Source organism: Paenibacillus sp. YAF4_2 (assembly GCF_052113225.1).
Classification (GTDB): Bacteria; Bacillota; Bacilli; order Paenibacillales; family Paenibacillaceae; genus Pristimantibacillus.
The window spans coordinates 26,966-53,179 of sequence record NZ_JBFRCT010000015.1; the positions used below are offsets into that span (position 1 = coordinate 26,966).

Here is a 26,214-nt window from a genome sequence, read left to right on the forward strand (position 1 = left end):
ACAACAATCTATATTAGCCGTTCGCCGCAATTTCATCCAGCAGCGAATCCGGCATAGGTCCGTTCATAATCTTCATTTCAATTGGCCCATGGGAGGACAGCATATGATACATATGCATTCTTCCTGCCGTACTGGAAGTATGAAGATATACCTTCTTCGGGTAACGTGCCGACTCCACCATATGCCGCACAACTTCATAGCCCGTAGGCTCGTTCCAGCCCAAATCATAATCAAGAGATAATATATCAATTGACTCGGAATCAATCAGAAGCTTGCACTCTTCCACATTTCGAGCGAGCACGAAGCCTTTTGGACATGGGCGGTAATCATCCAAATACACATGAATCATCATTGTGTCCCCCATTCGCGCATCAGATTCAATTGTCTAGCATAAGTGCCGTCTTCGTCTGAAGGCGTTTCCAGTATAAAAGGAACCTTGTTTAGCGCCGGTACAGTCATCAGCCATTTCAATCCCGCTTCATTGATATGCCCGCTTCCAAGCGCTGCGTGCCGATCCCGGCGGGCTCCTGCCGCAAACATCGAATCATTAAAGTGGATAGCTGCCACCTGATCCAGCACACCTAACGCTGCCGCTTTATTCAGCCACTCGGCGTCTTCTTCCCCATGCCAAAGCCCACTAGCGAACATATGACAGGTATCGAGGCAAAAGGCCAGCTTCTCTGACTGCGAACATAACCCGCGAATTTGCGCCAGTTCCTCTATGGTCGTTCCCATAAAGGTGTGCTCACCTGATTGAATCTCAATCAGCAGCTTAGCTTTGCCGTCCCATCTGCTAGTCACTTCGTCAAGGGACTTGATAATGGACTGATAACCGAGAAGTGGTTCTTTTCCCTTATAGACGCCAAAATGAACCACTACGCCAATTGAGCCGCAGCTGTTTGCGATATCCAGGTCATTCAGCAGAGACTCAACGGTTCTTTGGCGTACATCCTCACGTTCGGATGCAAGATTCGTCGGATAAGGGGAATGTGCAATCGTAACGATGTCGTATTGTTTGCAGAGTTCCGCACAACGCTCAGCATCTCTTCGATCGAAAGATTTCAGACCGAGACTGCGAGGATTTTTGGGAAAATACTGAAAAGCACTAATGCCGCCCATATAGGCGGATTTGGCAGCGGCAGCGTAGCCTTCTTTTATACTGAGATGACGGCCGAGATACATAAGTTCTATTGTTCCTTCTGACAAGTACCGCAGACGAATGCTTTACGTGACGAAATTTCAATCTGCTCGATTGGCGTTCCGCACACGAAACAAGGCTCGCCTCCACGGTCATACACTTGGCAATGGTCGTTAAAACCACCGGTTAATGTATCGTCTGTCGTTAATGGCTGTTCCATATAGCCGCCCTTTGAAATCGCTTCCTTTAACACACTATGCATCGATTCATAGAGTCGTTCCCATGTATCGCTTGTCAAGGAAGGAATTTTTGCATCTGGGCGAATCTTTGCCGAGAAAGCGATCTCGTCCGCATAGCAATTGCCAATTCCGGACAACACATGCTGGTCGACTAAAGCTGTCTTAATCGCGCCTCTCTTCTTATCAAAGCGAGCTTTAAAGCGTTCCAGCGTCAATCTTTTATCAAAAGGATCGGGTCCAAGCTCTGACAATTTCGCATCTGCTTCCTTCACAGACATGAGATGGAGATAACCCAATCGAAGGCCGATAAAGTATAAATTCCCAGTGGCAAACCGTATAGTCACCTGTACAGTACGGTCTGGACGTTCTTCATCCGTTCCATAAAAAATCGTGCCTCCAAGCATCAGATGGAGCACAAGACGTTTGCCGTTATCAAGGTGGAATAAAAGATGCTTGCCTCTACGTTCAACGAACCATATCGTCCGTCCGGCAAGCTCATTTTCGAATAGTTCGGCACTTACATTAATCGATTTGTCCCGTGTAACTTCTGTGCCTAAAATCGGCGAGCCGATAATAAGCTCCGATAAACGCAATCGGTAATTTTCCATTTCTGGTAGTTCCGGCATTCAAGCTCGCTTCCTTCCTGTCTTCCTTCTCTTATATCCCGATCGAGGCCGAAATATACGAGAGAAGCTTATGTAGATCTTCACAAATAACATCGGGCTTACACCCTGCGCGCTCCGCATAATGTTCGAAGTTATCCGCATTCGTTAAACCAGTCAATACGAGCAATGTCCCGCAGCCCGAGGCATGACCAGCCGCAATATCCGTCGCCATATTATCACCAATAACCCAGGTTTGTTCAGCAGTCAGGCCAATCTGACGCAGCGAGTAATCCATCAATATCTTTGAGGGTTTGCCGATCAAGGTTGGTTCCTTCCCTCCAGCCGCCGTCAGCATGGCGCCAATCGAGCCTGCACCCGGGAATAACCCGCCTTCGCCAGGCAAAAGCAAATCCGGATTCGTTAATACAAATTCGGCACCTTGATGGATCGAACGGACAGCTCTCGTCATTCGTTCATAAGAGAGCTGCCGATCGAGTCCTTGCAGGACAAAATCAGGCTGGTCTTCAACGAGCTGAAGACCAGCTGCTTCAACCGCTTCTAACAGTCCACTCTCGCCAATAACAAGAACGGTTGCGCCAGGCTTCTTGTTTGCTATGTATTGCGCCGCAGCCTGTGCTGAGGTACAGACTTCAGCAGGCTCGGCATCGATCCCCATCTTCCGCAGCCGGTCAGCAACGGTTTCTGGGGAAACGGTCGAATTGTTCGTCACGAAACGATAAGGAAGCTTCCACTCCCGCAGCTGCCTGATTAACACATCTGCTCCATCGATTCGCTGTGTACCATGATATAAAGTGCCGTCCAAATCTAGGAGCAGGCCTTTCATCGATGCTAGTTGTTCATTCATTCAGCAAGCTTCCTTCCCGTCTTGCGCAGAAGCCGCTCTTTCCGCTTACGAAGGCTATCAAGTTCGGCGCGGCGCTTAGCATCCCGCCGTCCAAGAGGATCGCTAAGCGCCTGTTCTAGTGCTTCTGTCACATATGATAGAGCTGAATCATAATCCTTCAGCTTATGTTCATAATACATAGCTAGTTCAACACTCGCGTTGATCCCAGCAGATCCATATTGGACGGATTGTATAACAGTCTTCTGCCACAATAACACAGCTCGCTCCCAATTTCCAGCCTTCTTGTCTCTGGCAGCCAGCATGGAAAGCGGTGCTGCGGCAGCACGTTCGGACTGAACAGCAAGTTCAAACATCCGCTCCGCACGATCTGCATGTCCCATCTTCTCCAGCCATAAACCGGTCCTTATGAGCTCTTCCGGTTCTTGCGGCATTGGCAGCTGATATCCGCCTTCCGTCCCATTAAGCAGATGGCCGAATCGAATAGACAAACAGACGAGTGACAGCATGTCGATTTCATTGTGCTCGAACACTCCTCTAAGAGGCTCTGGATTACCATCAGCTAGAAATTGAAAATAAAGCTGCGGAGCCAGTGATCCGGGCACATCGTCCACCCGCTCAATGCCAAGCCTCTCTTCCTCAACGTGGCTAAGTCGTAAGGAAGTTAATGTATTTTTCCATATACTTCGTGAGGGATGAAGGAAATCTAGATGAAGAGGCTGCCATAAACTGCGATTGTAACCATTCATAATAAACCGGGTTTGCATAACCGGCCAATCGAAGGTTTTTCCATTGTAACTAACTAGGTACCGATATCCGGCAAGCTTTCCGCTCAAATAATAAAGCATTGCCCGCTCCTCCGCGGGATGACGGATTACCGCTTGCTCGACAATCAATTCTGTTCCTGACCAATAAGCCAGACCAACCATAAACGGAATATTACCCGTTCCAACACCTAGCCCTGTGGTCTCCAAATCCAAGTAGAGCAGCTGTTCTGCCACGAGAGGGGACGCCTCCTCATGGAAGGCTGCAAGTCCCACAACGGATGATGAAAGCTCATCCAGACCGTGTATTCCGTGCTTATGAGCAGCAGGATAGCTCAGCCGGCGAATCAGAAAGCTGCCCGCTTCGTTATGAAGCAGCTTAACTCCCATGGATGACCATTCCTCAGACAAGGTCTCCAAATGATCTAGAGCAGCCGGAGAAGATGCTGGTTCTGCTGGTTCTGCTGGTTCTGCTGGTTCTGCTGGTTCTGCTGGTTCTGCTGGTTCTGCTGGTTCTGCTGGTTCTGCTGGTTCTGCTGGTTCTGCTGGTTCTGCTGGTTCTGCTGGTTCTGCTGAGCTGAATGCTTTTGTGCTTCCCGTTTATTCCTTCGATTTCGTTTCCGATACATGATGGACATCCATCCTTGCATGAGCATTTTTTTATTAGATTGGCAGCGGCCTGCTTCACCTCATCAAAACGTTTGTATACGTCGTCGGCAAGCCCGATCCCGCCTGGATAATGGTCGTAAATAAAAATAGTTGGCAGTCCTGTATGAGCAGCCTTAATCTGTGAAGTAACATGGACGTCGCTGCGGTCGCACATGACCAACACAGGAACGATATGCTGAATCACGTTTGCGATACCAAGCAGCAATTGTTCCAGCGTCTTCGTTCCCAGCTCAGGATCCGTATCTTTCAGCTCAAGCCAAGTTGCACGGGTATGAAGCTCCTGCTCAGGCAGGTGAATGGGTCCTGATCCAATATTTTCAAAGGTTGTCAGTTTGATCTTCTTGAATATCGTGGGGATCATCGTAACGGCTACATCACCTTGATGAACCGCACCATGGCCGGAGATTCTTGACTTATCGATCTCCAGAACTTTGAGATTTACTGCCAGATTAGCATCTGTGTAATACTCAACGTCCACTTCACGCACATAAGCTTTCTTATGATCCCAGTCCAGCTTCTCGACCTGGAATTGCACGCCTTCATGCAAATAGATCGCTTCATCATGCAGCAGCGTCATCGCGCTGAACCGGTCCATTTCCCCAATAATTCTCACATCGGCTACATTGGATTGATCCACAATAACGACATTTTCCTGCGATGCGGAACGCAAGCTGATCTCACTTGCAGGGAATGCCTGATTCGCCCAATAGAACGTATCTCCATTCCGGTGTAGTACGCGTTCCTCCTGCAAATACTCCAAAATCTCGCTAACTTCAGCTGGACCAAATTCCTCTGTATTCTTAAACGGCAGCTCATAAGCTGCGCAGCGAATATGGTCAACCAGGATGATCAGATTCTCCGGATTAATACGTGCGGATTCTGGCGTACGGTCGAAGAAATACTCCGGATTTTGTACAATATACTGATCGATTGGTGTAGAGCTGGCTACCATCAGAATCAATGCTTCCCCATGCCTTCTCCCTGCACGTCCAGCTTGCTGCCAAGTACTCGCGATGCTGCCCGGATAACCAGTCATTACGCAAACCTGCAGCTGCCCGATGTCTACGCCAAGCTCCAGGGCGTTTGTACTTACAACACCAAGAATCTCGCCGTCACGCAGACCTTTCTCGATCTCTCTGCGCTGTTTCGGTAAATATCCTCCCCGGTAACCTCTAATTGACTTCGTGCCGATCTCATTCTTCACAAGCTCTTGAATATGGCTGAGTATGATTTCAACTCTCACCCGGCTGCGGGCAAATACGATCGTCTGGATTTTATTCTTGAGGAATTCCCTCGCCAGATGATTAACCTCAACCGTTGCGCTCTTGCGGATATTTAACGGTACATTCACGATTGGCGGATTATAGAATACAAAATGCTTGCGCCCTCTTGGCGCTCCATTATCATCAATAAGCCGCATAGGGCTGCCGGTAAGCTGTTCAGCCAGTTCCTTCGGATTGGCAATCGTGGCCGAAGTACAAATGAAAGTAGGATTACTTCCGTAAAACTTGCAGATCCGCTTCAGTCTACGAATAACATTGGCAACATGGCTGCCGAACACGCCACGATACGTATGAAGTTCATCTATCACGATAAATTTCAAATTTTCAAATAAGCTAACCCACTTCGTATGATGAGGCAAAATAGCCGAATGAAGCATATCCGGATTTGTAATGACGATATGACCGGCTTTTCGGACGATCTGACGAATTGCTGGAGAGGTATCACCATCATAGGTGTAGCTCTTGATATCGATGCCCATCTCGTTGATGATCTCATTGAGCTCACTTTTTTGGTCTTGTGCAAGTGCTTTGGTCGGGAACAAATACAACGCACGGCTTGTATCATCCTTCGCAATCGCCTGCAGAACAGGCAGGTTGTAGCACATCGTTTTGCCTGAGGCCGTTGGTGTTACTGCAACGATGTTCTCTCCTTTGGAAGCGAGACGGAATGCCGTTCCCTGATGGGTGTACAGGTCGGATATCCCGCGTTTCTGCAGTGCTGCACGAATGCGAGGATCCACATTATCGTCGAATGGCGTTGTTTTCGCCTCTTGTGGCTGCATCTCGTACCAGTTCACTATATTTTCGTTGGATCGTAATTCATCTATTAATTCAGGTAATGTTTTCTTCTTGAACATATTCGGACGTCACCCCTTGATACCAACAGTTTAGCGAATATTTGTTCGCTTGGCTAGAGTACATATTTTGCCGTCGAGTTGTGATTACGATTAGGTTAAATGCAACCTACGTATTCGAATGTTCCTTCGATCGCCATTGCTCGAGGATTCCTTTGAATTAATCAAAGGGGGAGGAATCCCCGAGCAAAAGCGAACACTAACGTTTCTCCAGAATCATTCGAATTACTCCGTTTGCCATTAACCTATGAACCGTCACAAAATTTGTTTAAATATGTGAAAGGAAAAAGAAACAACAAAAACGGCCGTGTTGTATTACACGACCGCTTCTAAATTTACTTACATCTACACCAAATGCCATTTGATGATTGTCACGCCAGAAGCGGACGTCTATCCAGGAAACCTCGAAGCCGTTCTGATGCTCATGTACATGAAGATGTACTTGATCTACGAAGCCTAGAGTCCATAGCATAATCAACAGAACATGCTCCATGACACCAAGCAACCATGCAGAAGGTAAAACCAATGCTCGTGCCCATAGGAATGGAGCAGGCAGAGAGTGCATAATGCCACGATGATGGCGGATATAAGCTGCATGCCCTCTTAACCTTGCAAATACATCAAAGTCTGGTGCATGACTGCCGATGATCGTTCCGGCAAGGATTGCGAACCCAATCTCCGGCTGACTCGATACCGTCGGATTCAAGCAGGCTAGACCACCAAGTGTTGCACCAAACAGTAAATGACTCCCCGTATCCATGCTGTCCTCATCCCTTCAATCGTCGATTTAAGGTCAGCATAATACGCTCCGTTTACGGATTATTTTCAAACGATGATGATTTTGTTAGAAGATGCTTATCCCTTCGCTCGAGGAACCTCAGTATGATAGAGATCATACGCAGCCGATGAATTCGGGAAGATTGTCCTTGCTTCCTCTTCCAGAGCGGCAATATCGTCGTCGCCAAATCGTGTGCTGAAATGGGTCATGATTAATCGCTTAGCATTCGCTTCAAGTGCTGTTCTCGCCGCTTCAACGGTTGTGGAATGACCGTATAAATGGGCTTTCTCCTCTTGCCCTGCCGCAAAGGTTGCTTCATGGATAAGTAAATCCGCATTTTGAGCCAGCCGCATTGCGTTGTCACATGGCTTGGTATCCCCAGCAATAGCAATGGTCCTGCCGCACAACGGGGTACTCGCCACATCGGCAGCACGAATCAAAGTACCGTCTGGCAGCGTAATGTCCTCCCCTTTTTTAATACGGCCAAATAACGGACCTGCCGGAACTCCTAATTGCTGAAGCCGCTCAACATTTAGTTTCCCTGGGCTCTCGCATTCGGTAATACGGTAACCAAAGCAAGGAACTCGATGTTCAAGCGGCAGCGCTTCAACCGTATACCGTTCCGTCTTCAAAATAACCCCTTCACTCACTTCATGATAAGTAATCTCGTAATCAAGATGCGTGCTGCTTAACGTTATTGCTGTCTCAATCATCTCCCGGATACCAGGAGGACCAAACAGCTGAAGGGGACCGTTGCCGCCTACATATGACCGTGTACTAAGCAGGCCCGGAATACCGTATGTATGATCGCCATGCAAATGTGTTACGAATAAGGCTTCAAGCTTCCCGAGCTTAAGCGGCGTTCGCATCAGCTGATGCTGGGTACCCTCGCCTGCATCAAACATCCATAAAGAACAATCCGGGTCCGGCAGTTTTAGTGCAATGGATGTAACATTACGATGCTTCATCGGCCGACCTGCGCCTGTTCCCAGAAACCAAACTTCCATTCTGCTGTCACCTCGCATCAAATAGTCACCGCAATATAGGATGAAAGCCCCCGCAGGGAAGCTGGATATACCAGCTCACACTTACGGAGGCTTAGCTTGCATCTATCGTTCTACTTTTTCAACGTTGAAGTACTGTGCCTCCGGATGAGCAAATACCATTGCTGATACAGATGCTTCAGGCTCCATCATGAAACCTTCGGTCAGTTCTACTCCGATATCCTCAGGCTTCATTAATTCGAACAGAGGTCCTTGATCCTCGAGGTTCGGACATGCCGGGTAACCAAAGGATACACGAATGCCCTGATATCTTGCGCCAAAACGCTGCTTCATCGTCATTGTGCTTGGATCCGGGTAGCCCCAGACATCACGCATCATATGATGGACACGTTCTGCCATCGCTTCTGCTGTTTCAAGCGCAACTGATTGCAAAGCATGTGAACGCAGATAATCGCCACGATCCTTCCACTCTGTTGCCAGCTCGCGAATGCCTTGCCCTGCTGTAACGACGAGGAAACCTACATAATCCATTACGCCGCTCTCAACTGGCTTCAGATAATCAGCAAGACAAAGGAAAGGCTCCACTTGCTGACGAGGGAAGGTAAATCGTTTGATCTCTTTCGTATGATCCTGCGGATCATAGATAATGATGTCATTACCGGTCGATTGAGCTGGGAAGAACCGATACATCCCATTCGCCTTTAAAATGCCGCTGGTTGTACCTTCCTGCAGAATAGCATCAACCGTTTCTTTCAATTGAACGGCTTTCTCGTTGCCTTCTTGCAGCAGGCTGTCTACGTTGCCTTTGAGACCAAGGTGATGGCCAAGCAGCATCTGCATATTGATGTAAGGAATAATATGCGGAATCGGTACATCACGAAGGATATGTCTGTCGGTATCCGGCGGGATAAAGACAGGCGCATCAACCGAGATCTTGGAACGAGCTATGCGAGTAAGCTGCGGCTGCACTTTTTTCTCCTCAGCTTCATCTATACCTGATTCCTTATAAGCACGCATTTCTTCTTCCATTCTGCTGCGATGTGTGCTGTCCATCAGTTTGTTCGCAATATCAAGACCGTCCATCGCATCTTTCGCATACAGCGTAAGACCATCGTATTCCGGGCCAATTCTTGTCTTTGTGAACTTACGCGTAAGTGCTGCACCGCCGACCATAATTGGAGCATCAATACCCGCATTACGCATATCCTGCGCTGTTATCACCATCTGTTGAGCAGATTTTACAAGTAAGCCGGAGAGGCCGATAATATCCGCTTTCTCTTTACGATAAGCTTCAATAAGCTGTTCAGGCGGTACCTTGATTCCAAGGTTAATAATTTTGTAACCGTTGTTTGACAAAATAATCTCAACCAGGTTTTTACCGATGTCATGTACATCGCCTTTTACCGTTGCCAGAATGATTTTGCCTTTCACGGAAGATTCATTCTTCTCCATGAACTGCTCGAGATGAGCTACCGATGCTTTCATAACCTCGGCACTTTGAAGCACCTCTGCTACGATCAGCTCATTGCCATTAAACAGTCGGCCAACCTCTTCCATCCCGCGCATCAATGGTCCGTTGATCGTTTCCAGCGCCGTATACTTCTGAAGCGCAAGATCAAGGTCAGGAATAAGCCCTTCTTTTGTACCTTCAACAATATATGAGGCAAGACGTTCTTCCAGAGAAAGATTCGATATTTTCTCTTTCTTAACGACTTTCTTCTCACGGAATGCAGCGACAAATGCAGCAAGCGTCTCATCGGTCGTGTTGTAGATGAGGTCTTCTGCCAGCTTGCGCTCTTCTTCAGGAATCGAAGCGTACCGTTCCAGTTTTTCCGTATTTACGATCGCATAATCAAGACCGGCTTTTGTACAATGGTACAAATAAACCGAGTTCAGCACTTCGCGGCCTGCATCTGGCAGACCAAACGAAATATTACTTAGGCCAAGAATCGTCTTCGCTTTCGGGAACTTCTCTTTAATCATCTTAATGCCTTCGATGGTTTCTACTGCTGAACCAATATACTGCGGGTCACCAGAACCAACCGGGAACATATTCGGGTCAAAAATAATATCTTCCGGATTCATACCGTATTTATTAACGAGCAAATTATAAGACCGCTCCGCCACTTCCATCTTTGCTTCACGGGATACCGCTTGTCCGCGTTCGTCTATGAGGATCATGACAACCGATGCACCATATTGGTGAATAAGCGGAAGGATTTTCTCGAATTTTGATTCGCCGTCCTCGAGGTTGATCGAGTTAATAATGGCTTTACCCTGCGAGTACTTCAGACCAAGTTCGATAATATGGTCGTACGTCGAATCGAGCATCAGAGGAACTTTAATTTTCTTCACAACTTGCGGTAAAAACTCATGAACCGCATAAGCTTCATCGATATCCGTATCCTGCAGGTTAATATCGATAATATGAGCGCCGCCTTTTACCTGCGCGCGGGCGATCTCCGATGCTTCATCAAACTTGCCTTCTTTAATCAGGCGTTTGAATTTACGTGAACCGGAAATGTTCGTCCGTTCCCCGATCATAATCGGGCGATTGTCTTCTTCGATAAAGACCGTATCAATACCAGATACAGCCGCGGGATGGGTGCCGTATTGCGTACGAGGCGCGTAAGTGGCCATCGTCTCAGCCAACGCTTTAATATGCGCTGGAGTTGTTCCACAGCAGCCGCCGGCAATATTCAGCCAGCCTTGCTCGGCAAATGCCGACATTTTTCGCGCTAAAGATTCAGGTGACTCATGATAATTGCCATTCTCATCCGGCAGACCTGCATTTGGATAACAGCTGACAGCCGAATCCGCAATTTCGCTAAGCGAACGGATATGATCACGCATGAACTCCGGACCAGTCGCACAGTTCAGACCGATCGAGACCGGCTTCAAATGCTCAAGTGAAATATAGAAAGACTCAATGGATTGACCCGCAAGGGTTGTTCCCATTGGTTCAATTGTGCCGGAGATCATAATCGGAAGCTCACGCTTAAGTTCCTCGAACGCTTTCCGGATACCAATACTGCCTGCTTTCACATTCAGCGTATCTTGCGATGTTTCAAGTAAAATGGCATCAACATTGCCTTCAATAAGCGCAAGTGTCTGTTCATAATAGCTGTCAACTAGCTCATCAAATGTAACACCGCCTGTTACCGACAGCGTTTTCGTTGTTGGACCTAGCGCTCCGGCTACATACCGGGGGCGGTCAGGTGTCGAGAATTTATCCGCTGCATCTCTTGCAAGCTTTGCCGCTGCAAGGTTAATCTCACGGGCTTTTTCCGGGATATCGTATTCCGCAAGTACGACGCTTGTCGCACCAAACGTATTCGTTTCCAAAATATCTGCTCCTGCCTCCAGATATTTCTCATGGATCATCGATATTACATCCGGACGCGTCAATACGAGCATTTCATTACAGCCATCCAGCTCTTCTCCGCCGAAATCATCAGCAACTAGATCTGCCTGCTGAATCATCGTTCCCATCGCTCCGTCAAGGATGAGGATGCGTTGCTGCATCAATTCTTGCATGGTCGGTTTCAACAAATTTCGTACACCCTTCCTCCGAAAATCATTAACAAATAGTGTAACAGAATAGCCGCTCGCTGAAAAGGCAATCCATCGACATTTGACTACATTTGCTTTATAATTGGGCTTATCAGTTAATTTCTATAGGGAAAGAGGGATTGAGAATGGCTGAAATTCGCATTCGCAATACAAATGAGCGTATTTCTGGTGAGCAGAACGTTCGTGAGTTTTTAGAAAATCAAGAAGTTTTGTATGAACATTGGGACGCTACTAAGCTGCCTGCACCACTTAAAGAGAAGTTTATTCTCTCCGATGAAGAGAAAGCAGAAGTCTTGTCTACCTTTAACGATGAGATTACAGATCTCGCCGCTCGTCGCGGTTATAAAACATGGGACATCATCACGTTGTCCGATGCTACTCCTAACCTGGATGAACTGCTGAAAAAATTCGAATCCGTACACACACATACGGAAGATGAAGTACGTGCCATTACAGCTGGTAAAGGCATCTTCGTTATCAAAGGTACAGAAGAAGTTGGTTACTTCGACGTTGAGCTTGAAGCTGGCGACGTTATTTCCGTACCAGAGAGAATCCCTCACTTCTTTACATTGATGGACAATCGCCAAATCGTAGCGGTACGTCTGTTCATCGAAACAGAAGGCTGGATTGCACATCCATTCGAAGACCCTGCATTCGTAAAATAAGAAAACCTATATCGAAGTCATTCGATGATGAGCGACCGCGTTTAACGGTTGGTTTTATCGCCAAATAGAATTTCAAATTATATTATCTCAGAAATTTATAAATTCCAATGTGGAAATCATTCGATTGTGGAAATCAAAAAGCCCCTCGCACCATCATCAGATGGCTCTAGGGGCTTTGTCTTGTCCATTATTGCTCCAGCAACAGCAGAAGCTCTTCCAAATGAGCGATTTCATGCGATGGGATGATGTCATCATTGCGGACAGCACTATGACGATTCACCCAAACAGATGTCATACCAATGGTGTTAGCTCCGAGAATATCGGTCGTCAGTTTGTCGCCAACCATGATGCCGTGTTCCGGTTCAATGCCCAAGCGTTCCAATGCATGACGGAAGATCGATGCAGCGGGCTTACCTTCCCCGAATTCTCCCGAAATAATAATGTGATCGAAATAAGGAGCAAGCTCAGGAACTCCTGCCAGCTTCTCACGCTGCAGGTCTGGCGAACCATTCGTCAGCAGGAGCAGCTTGTACTTGCCTTTTAGTGCATCAAGCACACGGAAGGTTTCATCATATACGATAGGACGGCTGCGGCGTTCTGCAGGGAATTGTTCAGCAAGCTTAGCACCGAGCACTTCATCCTCTACACCAAGCGCACGCAGGCCGCGAGTCCAAGCATCTTTACGATAATCAGGAGCAAGCTTCTCCAGATTACGGAACTCCTCTTGCTCTCCTTCGCGGAAGTTAGCCCATAGTCCTTCGAAAGGATTAATCCCAATCATTTTCGTGAACGGGAACGTTTCATAGGATTCATACAACGCACGAGCTTCTCTGCGCACGGATTCTTCCAATTGCTCAGGATCCACGCCAGCAGCTTCAGCGCCAGCTTTACATGTTGTTTCAAATGCTTCTTTTACACTGCGGTCATCCCACAGCAAAGTATCATCAAGATCAAATAAAACGGCTTGCTTCCCCATAATTCGCATAACTCTCCTACTCTGCTTCTATTTTTCTTCAAAAGGCAAATTGTGTATTTTAGCAAAATCCTTTAATTTAGCGCTGATTTCATCCGTAGGATAACGATTCAGCAAACGCGAGAATACCCAATTAGCACCTTTTTGCTGCATGATGATAATTGCACCCTTTTGTACGCTGATTCCTTTAATATTTGACACTGGAAGCTGCTTATCGCCAGTCATTTTGCGGGTTTGGATATAATCCTTACCAATCGAGATATACGGACGGCGCAATAAGAAGACCAATGCCAGTAATAAATAACAGCCAATCGTTACCCATAACATCGTTGATGGCTCAAAATCAGGAGCAGAAGTTACCATAAAGGTATACATACCGATCATCAATACGAGCACGATTGGAAATATGTAGTTACGGCCGGTAAAGCGATCCGTTTTGGGTTTTCCAGATGATGTAGTACCAATCTGTGAAACACCATGCTTTTTACGCGCTTTATTAATTTGGTTCGTATTTTTGCGCACTTTGCGCTCCCACGTACGTGACAAGCCAATTCCTCCTAGTGTATATTGCAGGGCGCCGTTCATGGAACGGCGCCAGTGCTAACTATATAAAATCCAGACCAACTTAATGGGTTACACCCTTTTGCTCGTCGTCGTCCACAATTTCAATCGTATCCAACTGCTGTCGGAAATTTCTTTTGAAATTATCCAAATATTGTTGACGCAATACGGCACGTTCAGCAATTTCCTCTTCAGTTAAACCCACTGTTTTATTTTTACGGGATAATTCATTAATACGCGCGATGATTTCTTCCACTGCCTTCACCTCATTTGTACAATACTCATCTCTTCTTACCTATTTTGACTTTTTACGCGAGCAATTGTCAAGGTAATGATATAAGAATAGACAAATGGACAGGGAATAAAACGCACATCCTGTGCGCTACTCCCTGTCCATCTTCATAAATAGGTTATTGAGGAATAATTATGATTTGTCCTGGCCTTAGTTCAACGGTACTTAAATGGTTACGTTCTTTGATCTTATAGATGTACTGTCTAATATCCTTGGAACCATCCAGATAACGGTCTGCAATACCCCAGAGTGTATCACCTGCCGTAACAACTACAGTCTCCTCATTCAAGGCTGCTGCTTCTATATGATCGGATGAAGCGTTCGTACGCATCATTAGGAAACTAGTAAAGAGAAGGACAAACACCGCTGCACTTACTACAAGTTTAAAAGCATGACGAGTAACAATATTGCTCCGCGATTTGAAAGATTTAACCGCATCTTCCTTATGGATACTTTTATAAAAAGCTGGATTCATCATCATTATTATCGCTCCCCGAACGTTTGTTCTGTTTTCTTCTGTTCTTAGAATAACACGAACAAATGTTTGTAGTCAACAAAAATGCGAACTTTTGTTTTTAGGAACTTATGTTTGTACGAACTCCGGTTCTATGTTATAATTTTCTTCAAATATATTAATGGAGTGATTTCAGTGTCTAAGATTTCGAACCGCCAACAGTCGATTCTTGAATTTATAAAGAATGAGGTTCGGGACAAAGGATACCCGCCTTCTGTTCGCGAAATCGGCGAAGCGGTTGGCCTGGCATCAAGCTCCACCGTACACGGGCATCTGGATCGGTTAGAGAAGAAAGGCCTTATTAGACGCGATCCTACTAAACCCCGGGCGATCGAAATTTTAGATCAAGACGGTGTTGACGGTATCATCCTCCCCGCTGTAGCACAAGTACCAATCGTCGGCAAGGTAACGGCAGGCGTGCCGATTACTGCGACTGAGAATATTGAAGATTATTTCCCATTAGCCGCTCATTTCGTCGGAAATGATCAAGTATTTATCTTGAATGTCATTGGCGAGAGCATGATTGAAGCTGGTATACATAACGGTGATCTTGTCATCGTACGCCAGCAGCAAACGGCGAACAACGGTGATATCGTTGTAGCAATGACGGAAGATGACGAAGCGACTGTAAAGACTTTTTACAAAGAGAAAGACCATATTCGCCTTCAACCGGAGAACTCCACAATGGAGCCCATCCGCTTGAACACAGTAACGATTCTCGGTAAAGTGGTTGGGTTGTTCCGTGACTTCCACTAATAACTAACAAAAAGAGGCTGTTCCCGCTGATCCGATTGCTTCATTCGGATAGTGAGAACAGCCTCTTTTTTTGATTTGGATTATAATAGAAAATTTCAACATTACCCAACTACCTTTATATGGTATTATTTCTGTGATGGAATTAGATCTCCTGACCGAGAGGTGACTGCGATTGAAGAAGCGATTAATGAAATCAGAATTCAATAGATCGATATCTGGGGTATGCGGCGGGATCGCCAATTATTTTGAACTATCCGCTTTGTTCGTAAGAGTTATATTCCTCATTTTTATCCCCGCCAATCTAATTATCTATATGATCCTGGCTAACATTATTCCTGATCCTCCCTCTTCTTTATATAAAAAATAACACCCTCGACGCTACGTCGAGGGTGTTTTACATCATAATAGAAATCCTAATAATCCTAGTACAGCGTCAGATACTGATCGCGTTCCCATTGATGAACTTGTGTTTTGTACATGTCCCACTCGATTTCTTTCAATTCGTAGAAGTGAGCCAGAGCGTGCTCGCCAAGTGCTTCGCAGACCACGTCGCTGCGGAGCATTTCGTCGAGAGCTTCCTTCAGATCGGATGGAAGGCTTGGCACACCAGATTCCAGACGCTCTTCTTCCGTCATGATGTAGATGTTGCGATCTACTGGTGCTGGAAGCGGAGTTTTATTCTTAATACCGTCAAGGCCAGCTTTCAACATAACGGCAAGTGCCAGGTATGGGTTAGCAGCTGGATCTGGGTTACGTACCTCGATACGTGTGCTGAGGCCACGGGATGCCGGGATACGGATCATCGGCGAACGGTTACTTGCTGACCAAGCTACATAACAAGGTGCCTCATAACCAGGAACCATCCGTTTGTAGGAATTGATCGTTGGGTTCGTAATAGCTGCCATTGCACGTGCATGCTCCAGAATACCGGCCATGTAGTAACGTGCAGTTTGGCTAAGGCCAAGACGATCTTTCTCATCATAGAACATGTTTGTACTGCCTTGGAACAATGATTGGTGGCAGTGCATACCAGAACCGTTCACGCCAAACAATGGTTTTGGCATAAAGGTTGCATGAAGGCCATGTTGTCTCGCAATTGTCTTAACAACAAGCTTGAATGTTTGAATCTGGTCAGCCGCTTTAATAGCATCTGCATATTTAAAGTCGATTTCGTGCTGGCCTGGAGCTACCTCATGATGAGAAGCTTCAATCTCGAAGCCCATCTCTTCAAGTGTAAGTACGATCTCGCGACGGCAGTTCTCGCCCATATCCATTGGTGCAAGGTCAAAGTAACCACCTTGGTCGTTCAATTCTGTTGTAGGCTCACCGCGGTCATCGGTTTTGAACAGGAAAAATTCCGGTTCAGGACCTACGTTCATCGCTGTAAAGCCCATCTCTTCTGCTTCAAGCAGGGAGCGTTTCAGAATACCACGCGGGTCACCTGCAAATGGTGTGCCATCAGGCATATAGATATCACAGATCAGACGAGCAACGCGATCTTGTGCAACCCAAGGGAATACAACCCAAGTATCCAAATCAGGGTATAAGTACATGTCAGATTCTTCGATACGAACGTAACCTTCGATGGAAGATCCGTCAAACATCATTTTATTGTCCAGTGCTTTATCGAGCTGGCTTACTGGAATTTCCACGTTCTTGATTGTACCAAGCAAATCGGTAAATTGAAGACGGATAAATCGAACGTTCTGTTCCTCTGCAATGCGTTTAATATCCTCTTTCGTGTAACTCACACCGTTCATCTCCTTTTGCTGGTTCGTAAATTAGTAAGACTTAGATTATCGCTTGTTTAAGAAACGCGACAACTGACCTTGAATAAGGGATGCTTGGCCAGGACGTTTCTCGAGCAATTGCTGCTTCAGCAAGCGATGCAGCTGCGCATCGGACAGCTCCTTACGCTTCACTTCTGATTGCTCGCTTACGATTGTAGCGTCGTCCGATTCTTTTGAAACCGGATTCATGACTTGCTTAATGCCAGCAATGTTAACGCCTTTTTCAATCAATGCTTTAATTTCTAACAGACGCTCGACGTCATTAAAAGAGAACAGACGCTGGTTGCCGGCGGTTCTTGCCGGTACAATCAATTCATGCTGTTCGTAATAACGAATTTGACGCGCCGTTAGATCCGTTAGCTTCATTACGATACCGATCGGAAATAAGGCCATGTTTCTACGTATATCGTCACCCATTTCACATCAACCTTCCAGTCGCTCATTTATACGTATATAATAACCCACCTACCAAAAACGTGTCAAGTTGTGTTAGGTTTAATTACGTTTAATTACGTTTAATTGCGATAAGTCCGTTCTTAATGAGTCGACGTAACGCTGTAAGTACACCAAACTTCGCATGGGCAAAGGTCAAGCCGCCTTGCATGTAAGCGATAAAAGGTTCACGTATCGGTGCATCAGCTGATAACTCAAGGCTTCCGCCTTGGATAAACGTTCCCGCCGCCATAATAACAGGATGTTCATATCCTGGCATGTCCCATGGCTCAGGTACGACATGTGCATCAACCGCAGCCGCCTGTTGGATGCCTTGTACAAACGCTATCAGTTGCTCTGCTCCGCCAAATCTAACTGCTTGAATAAGATCTGTGCGAGGCTCGGACCAATGAGGCTTAGTCTCAAAGCCAAGCTGTTCAAACATTGCCGAGGCGAAGACGCTTCCTTTCACAGCTTGTCCAACCAGATGTGGTGCAAGGAACAACCCTTGATATATTCCGCGAAGCGTGTCCAGCATAGCACCAACCTCGCCCCCAATGCCCGGCGCAGTCAGACGAAAGGCTGCCGATTCGACTGCAGCGGCAGTTCCAACGATATAACCACCGGTTGCTGCAAGACCGCCGCCGGGATTTTTGATGAGAGAACCTGCCATTAAATCTACACCTACTTGAGTTGGCTCACGCAGTTCGGTAAATTCGCCATAACAGTTGTCAACAAACACAAGCACATCAGGCTTGATTTGCTTAACCCTCTGAACCATATCGCCAATCTCATCGACGGTAAATGATGCTCTCCAGCTGTACCCTCTTGAGCGCTGAATACCAATTACTTTCGTATGTTCATTAATTGCGGCTTCTATACTATTCCAATCCAGCTTGCCGTCTTCCTGTAAATCCACTTCGTTATAACGGATTCCCCAGTCTTGCAAGGAGCCTGTCCCATCTCCTGGCTTGCCGATCACTTTGTGTAAGGTGTCGTAAGGCTTCCCTGTAATATACAGCAGTTCATCTCCAGGACGCAGCACTCCAAACAGAGCGCAGCCAATTGTATGTGTGCCCGACACGAAATGCGGACGTACCAGTGCCGCTTCGGCACCAAATACATCCGCGTATACAAGATCCAGCACTTCACGGCCGCGGTCATTGTATCCATAGCCCGTCGAGCCTGTGAAGTGAAAATCGCTTACTTGATGCCGCTGAAACGCTCGGATTACTTTCCATTGATTACGTTCAGCAATACGGTCAATCAAGCGCAGCTGCTCGCTAGCTAGTTGTTCCGCTTCTTCCGCTAATTGCTCCAGATCATTCCATATTGATTCATTTTCTTGCTCCTGATGGTCAATCATTCTAGCCTGTCTCTCCCTTTGTTATCGTAACCCAAATCCTTATTCTATATAGGGCTGTAGTTTGTATCCGTGTAATTCATATGCTTGACGGCTGACCTGAACGGTCAATCGTAACGATTCGCCATCTTCGCTAACATCATTTTCTACTACTTCCCCACTTCGATAAGCAAGTGCGATCAAATCTCCGCGGTCTGCAGGTAAGGTGAAAGTTACCGTATCACCTGTCAACTTATCTTGAATTTTATTCCGTACCAGCGTCAAATCGGCTTCCTGGTAAGCGCTAATAACAAGCGTATCTGGACCTGCAATTGGCACATCCACGTTATTCTCTTCACATAGGTCTTTCTTATTATAAATCGTTAGATTAGGCGTACCCGCTGCTCCAAGATCACCTAGGATCTTCTCTACAACCGCCATTTGCTCATCGCGCATTGGTGAGCTGCCGTCCACGACATGGAGCACAAGGTCTGCTTCCAGTACTTCCTCAAGCGTCGCGCGGAATGCAGCAACAAGGTCATGAGGCAAATTCTGAATGAAGCCTACCGTATCCGTTAGTATAACTTCTCGGCCATTAGGCAGTTCAAGCGTACGAGATGTAGGATCAAGCGTTGCAAATAATTGGTTCTCTACATAGACGTCTGCACTAGTAAGCTCCCTAAGCATCGTTGATTTCCCGGCATTCGTGTAACCGACCAATGCTACTTGAATAACACCAGACTTCTTACGTCTCTCCCGATGAAGCTTACGGTGACGAACAAGCTCATCAAGCTGGGCTTTCAGATCAGTGATACGACCCCGGATATGCCTCCGGTCCGTCTCCAGCTTCGATTCACCCGGGCCTCTTGTACCAATACCGCCGCCAAGCCGTGACAGGTTCTTGCCATGGCCGGACAAGCGCGGCAGTAAATAGCTGAGCTGCGCCAGCTCAACTTGAATAATGCCTTCACGAGTCTTAGCCCGTTGTGCGAAAATATCAAGAATAAGCTGTGTACGGTCTACGATTTTTAAATCTAGAGCTTCCTCCAAATTCCGAACCTGTGCGCCAGACAATTCCTGGTCGAAGATCGCAGTAGTCGCACCCATTTCTTCAGCAATCGCTCTTAACTCTTCCACTTTGCCTTTACCGATGAACCACTTTGTATCTTTTGCTTCTTTATTTTGCGTCATGGTGGTCAGTACTTCAGTTCCCGCTGTCTCAGCCAGCGCAACCAGTTCAGCCAGCGAATGCTCCGGATCACTGATGCTGCGCTTTATATCAGGTGTAACCAGACTAACCAGCACGGCACGTTCCAGCATAGTCATTGTCGTATTATGTGTTTTATCTCGCATGATTGCTCCTTCTAAAGTGGCGTCATTTTATTTCCCATTTAAAGTCTTCCGGTTTGATCGTCATAAGCTCCTGCTTCGGCGGAATCCCATTCGAATATTGATTCAGCAGCCTGACGGCCTGATATCGGATAGCCTTCTCAATCAAATTCCTCACATAACGGGCATTGCTGAACGAGAACAAGTCATTCATCTTCTCTTGGATTAAATGCTGCCTTAGTTTAAATATGGACTGCGGCATCAAATAATAATCTCGATCCTTCGCCATCAGCTCAGAAATTTGAATTAATTGATCAATATTATAGTCTGGAAAATCGATTTGAATCGGAAAACGTGACGGCAGCCCTGGATTAGTCAGGAGGAAATGATCGATCTCAGCAGGATAACCCGCTAAAATGAGCACAAATTGATTACGATGATCCTCCATTGCTTTTACAAGGGTATCAATTGCCTCTTTGCCGAAATCCTTCTCTCCGCCGCGCGCCAGGCTGTACGCTTCATCCACGAATAAAACGCCGCCAATCGCTTTGCGCACCAAATCCCGCGTTTTCTGTGCTGTATGCCCGATATATTCTCCGACCAGATCTGCCCGCTCTACTTCAATCAGATGACCTTTAGAAAGTACACCCATCTTCTGGAACAGCTTCGCAACGATTCTGGCAATTGTTGTTTTGCCGGTCCCGGGATTCCCCTTGAAAATCATATGATAGACATGTGATCCGCCAAACAAGCCCGCTTCCGAACGCATTCGGGTTATATATAAAAGCGCATAGACTTCATATATAAGAGCTTTCACATTGTCCATCCCTACCATGGGTTCCAGCTCTTTCTGAATATCCGCAAAATGATCTCCAGGAGGGAGCGGCTTAACGGCTGGCAGCGGCTCATTATCAACTACAGGCGCTGAAGCCGTCATTTGAATGGGTTCCTGACTTCTAAGGACTACATTGATCTGACGGGACGGCCTTGCTCCATTATTCGATCCCGATATGACATGTCCGCTCATCTATCGCATCACCTATCCTTCGCACCGTCACTAGCTTGGGTATGCCAAAGAAAACAACCCCGGCATATCCCGCTTCTAACAAGTGTATTCTATCGGAATCGGTCATATTAACAGATTTTATTACAGGGAGTCTGGAGAGCGGTATCCGAACTTCAAGAGAACAGAATCCACCTTCCACTTCGTGTAAGCAAGTACTTCCCGTGATTGATTGCGGAATGGGTTCAAAACCTCAGAATGGAAGGCTGCAGCCTGCGTATTCTTGTAGCCTAGATAACGAGCTATTTCCATCGCCCTTGGCGCATGATAGTCATGTGTCACGATTAGGAGCTTATCCAAATGTTGATCAGCGGCAATCACTTTGCTGTTCAGGAGATTCTCATATGTACTTCTTGCCGCATTATCCAGAAACATTTTATCTGCTGGAACACCCTTCGCCATCAAATAAACCTGCATCCCTTCCGCTTCGGTCAGCTTCGAACCATTACGATCAAGACCGCCGGATAGGATAAGCATCTGAACTTTTCCGTCTTTATAAAGCTTGTCCGCATAATCAAGCCGTTCTTTGAGTGCAGGACTTGGCTTGTCTGACCATAATGAAGCACCTAATACGATCGCAGCATCAGCTTGTTCAATCGGCAGGGATTCATCATAGCTGTTGATCAGCCAAATCAAATAACCGCAGAACAATAATCCCAAACATACGAATGCTGCAAAGATACGAAACAGGAGCAATCCGCGACGTTTGCGTGACTTGCTCCTCGTATGAACAATACTTTTCATGATTCTCTAAGCTCTCTCTCCGTCAAGCTTTTACGATGCTTCAAGCTCAGTGTAAAATACCGGAATCGGCCATTGCGAATGCTCGAAAGCAATCTTCCCGCTGTCTTGCGTGCAAGTGCCGCTTCTTTCCCGGTTACCTCTCCTTGACGAAGAGCATCTTCCAGTTCGTCCTCATCAAGCAGGAACACTTCTCCGCTTGGCAGCACGACCACATCCAGATACAAGTCATCAAACCAAGGCACATGCTGATCCGTCAGCCCTTGCGTCTTGCAAATATCGATATACCATTGTACAACACGGCCCTTATCGTCAAACATCGTCGTTACGACAAAATGCTCACCCCGCGGAAAATGCTGCATCCAAAGATAACCGCGGTCTGCCAAACATAAACGCCGCCCGTTATATTCCTTCCAAAGCGGCTCGCGCAACTCATGAATCCGGTAAAACGTAACGAGGCCTTTGAACTCATCACTGTCGAGCGCCAGACAATTGTAACTTTTGCGTATAATGCGACGCCAGTTAGCCCGGTCTGAAAATTTTCGTTTCATACGGAACGTACCTTTCCGTTGAGATAAGCCTTTGATGCTTGGCTTTCGATGATGATGGATAGCGTTGTAAAAAGCTTACCATAACTTAACGCTCTTCTCCAGCACGCATGCAAAATAAACCAAGCCACCCCCCACTTTTCCATGTGAAGTAGCATGTGAGGCACCTGCTTTTGCCCAAAAAACGAAAAAAGGGATAGAACGGATTGTCCGCTCTATCCCATATCCRGCTTATGATTCCAAGATCGTAATCGAATTGATAATGACTTTTTCTTTCGGTACATGCTTGTCGTTGACCGGTGTCTTCGCTATATTCATGACCGTCTCCATGCCGCTGTCTACTTTTCCGAAGATCGAATAGGTAGGTGTTTGGTTCAGATTGACCGCATCAGGGCCTGTGCAAATGAAAAACTGACTGCCGCCTGAATTCGGTTTGCCGCTGTTCATCATCGCAACAACACCAGGCTCGAACTTGATACTTGTATCAAATTCATCAGGAATCGAATACCCCGGATTACCTGTGCCATTCCCTTTAGGATCGCCGCCTTGAATCATAAAAGATTCAATAATGCTGTTAAACGTAAGACCATCATAATAACCGCTTTTGGCAAGGAAAACAAAATTGTTAACCGTAACCGGTGATTCCGCCGCATACAGCTTAACGGTAAAATCACCCTTGCTGGTTGTAAATTTGGCCGAATACTGCTTATTCAAATTGATTGACATCTCCGGCATTTTGTCCCACTTCATCGGTTTATCAGCCGAATCGCCGGATGATCCGCAGCCCGTCAGTAATACAGCGATGACTGTAAAGGTCATGACGATGCTCCAGCTTATTTTCTTGAGCTTGCCCATCTTCAACGTCCAGCTCCTTACGTTTTGCCGCCAGCACTTCCGGCTTCAATTTTATCGGTAGTGCCTTTGCCCGTTGTGCCGGTGCCGGGATCGGTCGGATCGACCGAACCTCCGGCACCTTCACTTGGTTCTCCATTGCCATTCCCATTGCCAGCACCATTGCCTGGGCCCGGTGAAACGACTCCGCCATCTCCTGGCGTTTCCGTTTCAACCGGCTGATTCGGATCAACAGAAGGTGGAGGCGTTATACCGCCATTCGTCCCGTTATCCGGAATATCTGGAAGGTTGCCATCATTCGGCTGATCTGGTTCCATAGGCTGCTCAGGGACTTCAACATCTATCTCTGGCACTTTGATTGTAACCGTGTCAGAAGGCTTGCTTTCTACATCCTCTTCCGCATTATAAGCTACAACATAATATTGGTATGTCATACCAGGGAATACACTCATATCATCCATCATCGGTGTAACTGCATCAGCGAATACCGAGAATTCTGATTCGGATGAGTCTTTCCGGTAAATGCGATATGTTACACCTTTGCTGTCCGCAGGAGCAGTCCAGGACATCTGAACCTTCAATTGATCCGGCAGGAACTCTGCTTTAAAGCCCGTTACTGCTGCCTGCTCCTTCACTTCCTGCTTAATGCCGCTAGGCTGCACAAACGATGATTTTGCAACACCCTTCATCGCCTGCGACATAACCTTACTGAACATCGCGGCTGATTGCGCACTGCTCTTCTTAATCACGTGCTGCTCATCCGTTTTGTCATAACCCATCCAGACAGCAGCGGTCCATTCCGGTGTATAACCGACGAACCACGCGTCCCTGTTCGCACTTGAATTAAAGCCAGGGATACCATGCTGCGATGTACCTGTCTTACCTGCTACGGGACGGTCAATACGGGCACCCGTACCTGTACCGCCCTTCTCCAGAACGGTTTGCATCATTTGTGTCATGTACCACGCTGTTTCCGGCTTCATTAGCTGTTTCGCCTGTGGAGCACGGTACGTGTATACTTTCTTGTTAGCCGAGTTCTCAATCTTCGTAATCGTATGCGGGTCTACCGATTTGCCTCCATTAGCAAATACACTGTAGGCCTCTGCCATCTGCAGAGGGGTTACCCCCTTGTAAAGACCGCCAAGCGCAATCGCAAGGTTGCGATCTTCCGGCTCCAGCTCAATGCCAAGCTTCTTGGCAAACGCAATACCGTTGCCAATTCCCACTTGATTCAGMGTCCATACTGCAGCTAGGTTGCGGGATTCCTTAATCGCCTGCTGCATCGTTACTGGACTTGAACCATGGCTGTCTTTCGGACAATAATCGCCAAAGCATTTTTGTGAATCCTGATTAAGTACTGTCCAAGGATAATAATCACCAGATTCAAGCGCCGGACCGTAGGATACGATCGGCTTGAACGCAGAGCCCGGCTGACGCTGCACCTCTACTCGATTCAGACCTTTACGTACATAATCACGTCCACCAGCCATCGCCTGTATCGTACCGTCACGGTGATCCATGATGATCATAGCGCCTTGCGCCTTCTGATCGTCTGGACTCTTCTCGAAGTTGGTATCATCTGCGAATTCTTTCTCAACGGCTGTCTGTGCGGTTGGATTAAGCGATGTATAGATTCGATAACCGCCAATCCGCAGTTCTTCCTCCGTCATGTCTGGTATTACTTTAACAGCTTCTTCAATTACATAATCGACGTATGCTTTATATGGATCGCTTTTCTTTTCTTCCAGATTAGCAGGCGGCTCATAAACAACCGCTTTCGCTTCTTCCATTTCCTGCTCTGTAATCAATTTTTGGTCATACATCAGCTTCAAAATGACAGCCCGGCGTGCCATAGAAGATTCCGGATCATTAATTGGATTATAACGGTTAGGCGCCTTTGGCATACCAGCGAGTGTCGCAATCTGCCAGATCTTCAAATCCTTCAGATCCGTATCAAAATAAAAATCCGCGGCACCTTTAATGCCATAAATCCCTTTACCGAAAGGAATTCGGTTCAGGTACATCGTCAGAATTTCCTGCTTCGAATACTTATTTTCAAGCGCGACCGCAATGGATGCTTCCGTCGCTTTACGGAAAAAGGTTTTGTCCGCAGTCAGGAATATATTTTTTGCCAGCTGCTGGGTGATGGTACTTGCTCCCTCCACCTTGCTTCTTGCAATAACGTCTTTCACGACAGCACGTCCGATGGAGAAGAAGTCAATCCCGGAATGCTCATAAAACCTCTGGTCCTCCGTTGCTACGAAAGCATCTAGCAGCAGCTTCGGCATTTCGTTAAATTCGGCGTTCTCACGGTTCTGGTTTGCGTCGTAGAGCTTTGTAATCTCTTTTCCGTTCATGTCATATATAATCGACGCTTCGCCGAGTTCAAGCTTATCCGCCTTCTCAGTCAAGATTCGCTCGCCGTTCAGTGTAATAAACAAATATCCGATGATGCCACAGACGATTGCAAACACAACGGTAAAGAAGAACGCAAAAAACCATTTACGAGGCGTCATTCTTTTCTTTTTCTTTGCCGTCCCTCGTTTCATCTCCTTAGGTTTGCTGCGTCTAGGTTGTTCAGCCATTT

24 protein-coding genes and 1 pseudogene are annotated in these 26,214 nt (G+C 46.8%); 3 read left to right on the forward strand and 22 right to left on the reverse strand.

Annotated elements, in window-relative coordinates; translation table 11 throughout:
- Nucleotides 1-13: 13 nt before the first annotated feature.
- The 9 genes and pseudogenes from AB4Y93_RS26465 to metH all read right to left on the reverse strand — a co-directional run bounded on the left by AB4Y93_RS26465 (nt 14) and on the right by metH (nt 11,748).
- Nucleotides 14-352, reverse strand: coding sequence for a cyclic-phosphate processing receiver domain-containing protein (locus AB4Y93_RS26465; RefSeq protein ID WP_415639903.1), 339 nt, complete (start codon nt 350-352; stop codon nt 14-16).
- Complete coding sequence (locus tag AB4Y93_RS26470) at nt 349-1,182, reverse strand: deoxyribonuclease IV (RefSeq protein ID WP_441896528.1); 834 nt, start codon at nt 1,180-1,182, stop codon at nt 349-351. The genes AB4Y93_RS26465 and AB4Y93_RS26470 overlap by 4 nt, the downstream gene beginning before the upstream one ends.
- 5 nt (nt 1,183-1,187) lie before the next feature.
- On the reverse strand, nt 1,188-2,003 hold the full coding sequence (gene mutM, locus AB4Y93_RS26475; RefSeq protein ID WP_441896530.1) for a DNA-formamidopyrimidine glycosylase: 816 nt from the start codon (nt 2,001-2,003) through the stop codon (nt 1,188-1,190).
- A 31-nt stretch (nt 2,004-2,034) separates the two neighbouring features.
- A complete protein-coding gene (locus AB4Y93_RS26480; protein WP_441896532.1) occupies nt 2,035-2,847 on the reverse strand; it encodes a TIGR01457 family HAD-type hydrolase in 813 nt (270 codons plus the stop codon).
- Nucleotides 2,844-3,998 carry a ribonuclease H-like domain-containing protein gene (locus AB4Y93_RS26485; protein ID WP_441896534.1) on the reverse strand — a complete coding sequence of 385 codons (1,155 nt, stop codon included), beginning with the start codon at nt 3,996-3,998 and terminating at the stop codon, nt 2,844-2,846. The genes AB4Y93_RS26480 and AB4Y93_RS26485 overlap by 4 nt, the downstream gene beginning before the upstream one ends.
- Nucleotides 3,999-4,182: 184 nt before the next feature.
- Nucleotides 4,183-6,417 (reverse strand): annotated as a pseudogene (locus AB4Y93_RS26490) (DEAD/DEAH box helicase); the annotation flags it as partial.
- Nucleotides 6,418-6,682: 265 nt separating this feature from the next.
- Complete coding sequence (locus AB4Y93_RS26495) at nt 6,683-7,174, reverse strand: metal-dependent hydrolase (protein ID WP_441896536.1); 492 nt, start codon at nt 7,172-7,174, stop codon at nt 6,683-6,685.
- Nucleotides 7,175-7,269: 95 nt separating this feature from the next.
- Complete coding sequence (gene rnz, locus AB4Y93_RS26500) at nt 7,270-8,199, reverse strand: ribonuclease Z (protein ID WP_441896538.1); 930 nt, start codon at nt 8,197-8,199, stop codon at nt 7,270-7,272.
- A 102-nt stretch (nt 8,200-8,301) separates the two neighbouring features.
- On the reverse strand, nt 8,302-11,748 hold the full coding sequence (metH, locus tag AB4Y93_RS26505) for a methionine synthase (protein ID WP_441896540.1): 3,447 nt from the start codon (nt 11,746-11,748) through the stop codon (nt 8,302-8,304).
- 146 nt (nt 11,749-11,894) lie between these two features.
- Here metH and AB4Y93_RS26510 point away from each other — a divergent pair, with 146 nt between their 5' ends.
- Nucleotides 11,895-12,434 (forward strand): 1,2-dihydroxy-3-keto-5-methylthiopentene dioxygenase, encoded by a 540-nt coding sequence (locus AB4Y93_RS26510; protein ID WP_441896542.1) that lies wholly within the window; start codon nt 11,895-11,897, stop codon nt 12,432-12,434.
- A 187-nt stretch (nt 12,435-12,621) separates the two neighbouring features.
- Here AB4Y93_RS26510 and AB4Y93_RS26515 read toward each other — a convergent pair whose 3' ends face one another.
- The 4 genes from AB4Y93_RS26515 to AB4Y93_RS26530 form a co-directional block, all read right to left on the reverse strand.
- Nucleotides 12,622-13,410, reverse strand: coding sequence for an HAD family hydrolase (locus tag AB4Y93_RS26515; RefSeq protein ID WP_441896544.1), 789 nt, complete (start codon nt 13,408-13,410; stop codon nt 12,622-12,624).
- A 27-nt stretch (nt 13,411-13,437) separates the two neighbouring features.
- A complete protein-coding gene (locus tag AB4Y93_RS26520) occupies nt 13,438-13,953 on the reverse strand; it encodes a hypothetical protein (RefSeq protein ID WP_441896546.1) in 516 nt (171 codons plus the stop codon).
- Nucleotides 13,954-14,032: 79 nt separating this feature from the next.
- Complete coding sequence (locus tag AB4Y93_RS26525; protein WP_167273666.1) at nt 14,033-14,224, reverse strand: DUF896 domain-containing protein; 192 nt, start codon at nt 14,222-14,224, stop codon at nt 14,033-14,035.
- A gap of 154 nt (nt 14,225-14,378) precedes the next feature.
- Nucleotides 14,379-14,741 (reverse strand): LysM peptidoglycan-binding domain-containing protein, encoded by a 363-nt coding sequence (locus AB4Y93_RS26530; protein ID WP_441896548.1) that lies wholly within the window; start codon nt 14,739-14,741, stop codon nt 14,379-14,381.
- Nucleotides 14,742-14,909: 168 nt separating this feature from the next.
- Here AB4Y93_RS26530 and lexA point away from each other — a divergent pair, with 168 nt between their 5' ends.
- Both lexA and AB4Y93_RS26540 read left to right on the forward strand, forming a co-directional pair.
- Nucleotides 14,910-15,530 (forward strand): transcriptional repressor LexA, encoded by a 621-nt coding sequence (lexA, locus tag AB4Y93_RS26535; RefSeq protein WP_167273657.1) that lies wholly within the window; start codon nt 14,910-14,912, stop codon nt 15,528-15,530.
- Nucleotides 15,531-15,717: 187 nt separating this feature from the next.
- Nucleotides 15,718-15,897, forward strand: a complete 180-nt coding sequence (locus tag AB4Y93_RS26540) for a PspC domain-containing protein (protein ID WP_441896697.1) — start codon at nt 15,718-15,720, stop codon at nt 15,895-15,897.
- A gap of 55 nt (nt 15,898-15,952) precedes the next feature.
- On the opposite strand, the gene glnA is transcribed toward AB4Y93_RS26540, so the two are convergent.
- The 9 genes from glnA to AB4Y93_RS26585 form a co-directional block, all read right to left on the reverse strand.
- Entirely contained in the window at nt 15,953-17,281 is a 1,329-nt protein-coding gene (gene glnA / locus AB4Y93_RS26545; RefSeq protein WP_167273653.1) for a type I glutamate--ammonia ligase, read from the reverse strand.
- Between the two features lie 45 nt (nt 17,282-17,326).
- A complete protein-coding gene (locus AB4Y93_RS26550; RefSeq protein WP_015844216.1) occupies nt 17,327-17,737 on the reverse strand; it encodes a MerR family transcriptional regulator in 411 nt (136 codons plus the stop codon).
- An 88-nt stretch (nt 17,738-17,825) separates the two neighbouring features.
- Nucleotides 17,826-19,118 (reverse strand): methionine gamma-lyase family protein, encoded by a 1,293-nt coding sequence (locus AB4Y93_RS26555; protein WP_441896551.1) that lies wholly within the window; start codon nt 19,116-19,118, stop codon nt 17,826-17,828.
- A gap of 39 nt (nt 19,119-19,157) precedes the next feature.
- Nucleotides 19,158-20,447: a GTPase HflX gene (gene hflX, locus AB4Y93_RS26560; protein WP_441896553.1), complete on the reverse strand. Its 1,290-nt coding sequence runs from the start codon at nt 20,445-20,447 to the stop codon at nt 19,158-19,160.
- Nucleotides 20,448-20,469: 22 nt separating this feature from the next.
- A complete protein-coding gene (locus AB4Y93_RS26565; protein WP_441896555.1) occupies nt 20,470-21,450 on the reverse strand; it encodes an AAA family ATPase in 981 nt (326 codons plus the stop codon).
- A 120-nt stretch (nt 21,451-21,570) separates the two neighbouring features.
- On the reverse strand, nt 21,571-22,230 hold the full coding sequence (locus AB4Y93_RS26570; RefSeq protein WP_441896556.1) for a YdcF family protein: 660 nt from the start codon (nt 22,228-22,230) through the stop codon (nt 21,571-21,573).
- A complete protein-coding gene (locus AB4Y93_RS26575; protein WP_441896558.1) occupies nt 22,227-22,778 on the reverse strand; it encodes a DUF402 domain-containing protein in 552 nt (183 codons plus the stop codon). Before AB4Y93_RS26575 ends, AB4Y93_RS26570 begins: the two co-directional genes overlap by 4 nt.
- 228 nt (nt 22,779-23,006) lie before the next feature.
- Nucleotides 23,007-23,630, reverse strand: a complete 624-nt coding sequence (locus AB4Y93_RS26580; RefSeq protein WP_441896699.1) for a peptidylprolyl isomerase — start codon at nt 23,628-23,630, stop codon at nt 23,007-23,009.
- 17 nt (nt 23,631-23,647) lie between these two features.
- On the reverse strand, nt 23,648-26,212 hold the full coding sequence (locus AB4Y93_RS26585) for a PBP1A family penicillin-binding protein (RefSeq protein ID WP_441896560.1): 2,565 nt from the start codon (nt 26,210-26,212) through the stop codon (nt 23,648-23,650).
- Nucleotides 26,213-26,214: the final 2 nt, after the last annotated feature.

What these genes read in the sequence shown, in the direction of transcription:
- AB4Y93_RS26480 (WP_441896532.1), bottom strand. Translation starts at nt 2,847, where the DNA reads ATGAATGAACAACTAGCATCGATGAAAGGCCTGCTCCTAGATTTGGAC.
- AB4Y93_RS26550 (WP_015844216.1), bottom strand. Translation starts at nt 17,737, where the DNA reads ATGGGTGACGATATACGTAGAAACATGGCCTTATTTCCGATCGGTATC.
- AB4Y93_RS26530 (WP_441896548.1), bottom strand. Translation starts at nt 14,741, where the DNA reads ATGATGATGAATCCAGCTTTTTATAAAAGTATCCATAAGGAAGATGCG.
- mutM (WP_441896530.1), bottom strand. Translation starts at nt 2,003, where the DNA reads ATGCCGGAACTACCAGAAATGGAAAATTACCGATTGCGTTTATCGGAG.
- hflX (WP_441896553.1), bottom strand. Translation starts at nt 20,447, where the DNA reads ATGCGAGATAAAACACATAATACGACAATGACTATGCTGGAACGTGCC.
- AB4Y93_RS26510 (WP_441896542.1), top strand. Translation starts at nt 11,895, where the DNA reads ATGGCTGAAATTCGCATTCGCAATACAAATGAGCGTATTTCTGGTGAG.
- AB4Y93_RS26580 (WP_441896699.1), bottom strand. Translation starts at nt 23,630, where the DNA reads ATGGGCAAGCTCAAGAAAATAAGCTGGAGCATCGTCATGACCTTTACA.
- AB4Y93_RS26575 (WP_441896558.1), bottom strand. Translation starts at nt 22,778, where the DNA reads ATGAAACGAAAATTTTCAGACCGGGCTAACTGGCGTCGCATTATACGC.
- AB4Y93_RS26465 (WP_415639903.1), bottom strand. Translation starts at nt 352, where the DNA reads ATGATGATTCATGTGTATTTGGATGATTACCGCCCATGTCCAAAAGGC.
- AB4Y93_RS26540 (WP_441896697.1), top strand. Translation starts at nt 15,718, where the DNA reads ATGAAATCAGAATTCAATAGATCGATATCTGGGGTATGCGGCGGGATC.
- AB4Y93_RS26570 (WP_441896556.1), bottom strand. Translation starts at nt 22,230, where the DNA reads ATGAAAAGTATTGTTCATACGAGGAGCAAGTCACGCAAACGTCGCGGA.
- AB4Y93_RS26470 (WP_441896528.1), bottom strand. Translation starts at nt 1,182, where the DNA reads ATGTATCTCGGCCGTCATCTCAGTATAAAAGAAGGCTACGCTGCCGCT.
- AB4Y93_RS26555 (WP_441896551.1), bottom strand. Translation starts at nt 19,118, where the DNA reads ATGATTGACCATCAGGAGCAAGAAAATGAATCAATATGGAATGATCTG.
- AB4Y93_RS26485 (WP_441896534.1), bottom strand. Translation starts at nt 3,998, where the DNA reads ATGGGAGTTAAGCTGCTTCATAACGAAGCGGGCAGCTTTCTGATTCGC.
- AB4Y93_RS26565 (WP_441896555.1), bottom strand. Translation starts at nt 21,450, where the DNA reads ATGAGCGGACATGTCATATCGGGATCGAATAATGGAGCAAGGCCGTCC.
- rnz (WP_441896538.1), bottom strand. Translation starts at nt 8,199, where the DNA reads ATGGAAGTTTGGTTTCTGGGAACAGGCGCAGGTCGGCCGATGAAGCAT.
- AB4Y93_RS26495 (WP_441896536.1), bottom strand. Translation starts at nt 7,174, where the DNA reads ATGGATACGGGGAGTCATTTACTGTTTGGTGCAACACTTGGTGGTCTA.
- AB4Y93_RS26515 (WP_441896544.1), bottom strand. Translation starts at nt 13,410, where the DNA reads ATGGGGAAGCAAGCCGTTTTATTTGATCTTGATGATACTTTGCTGTGG.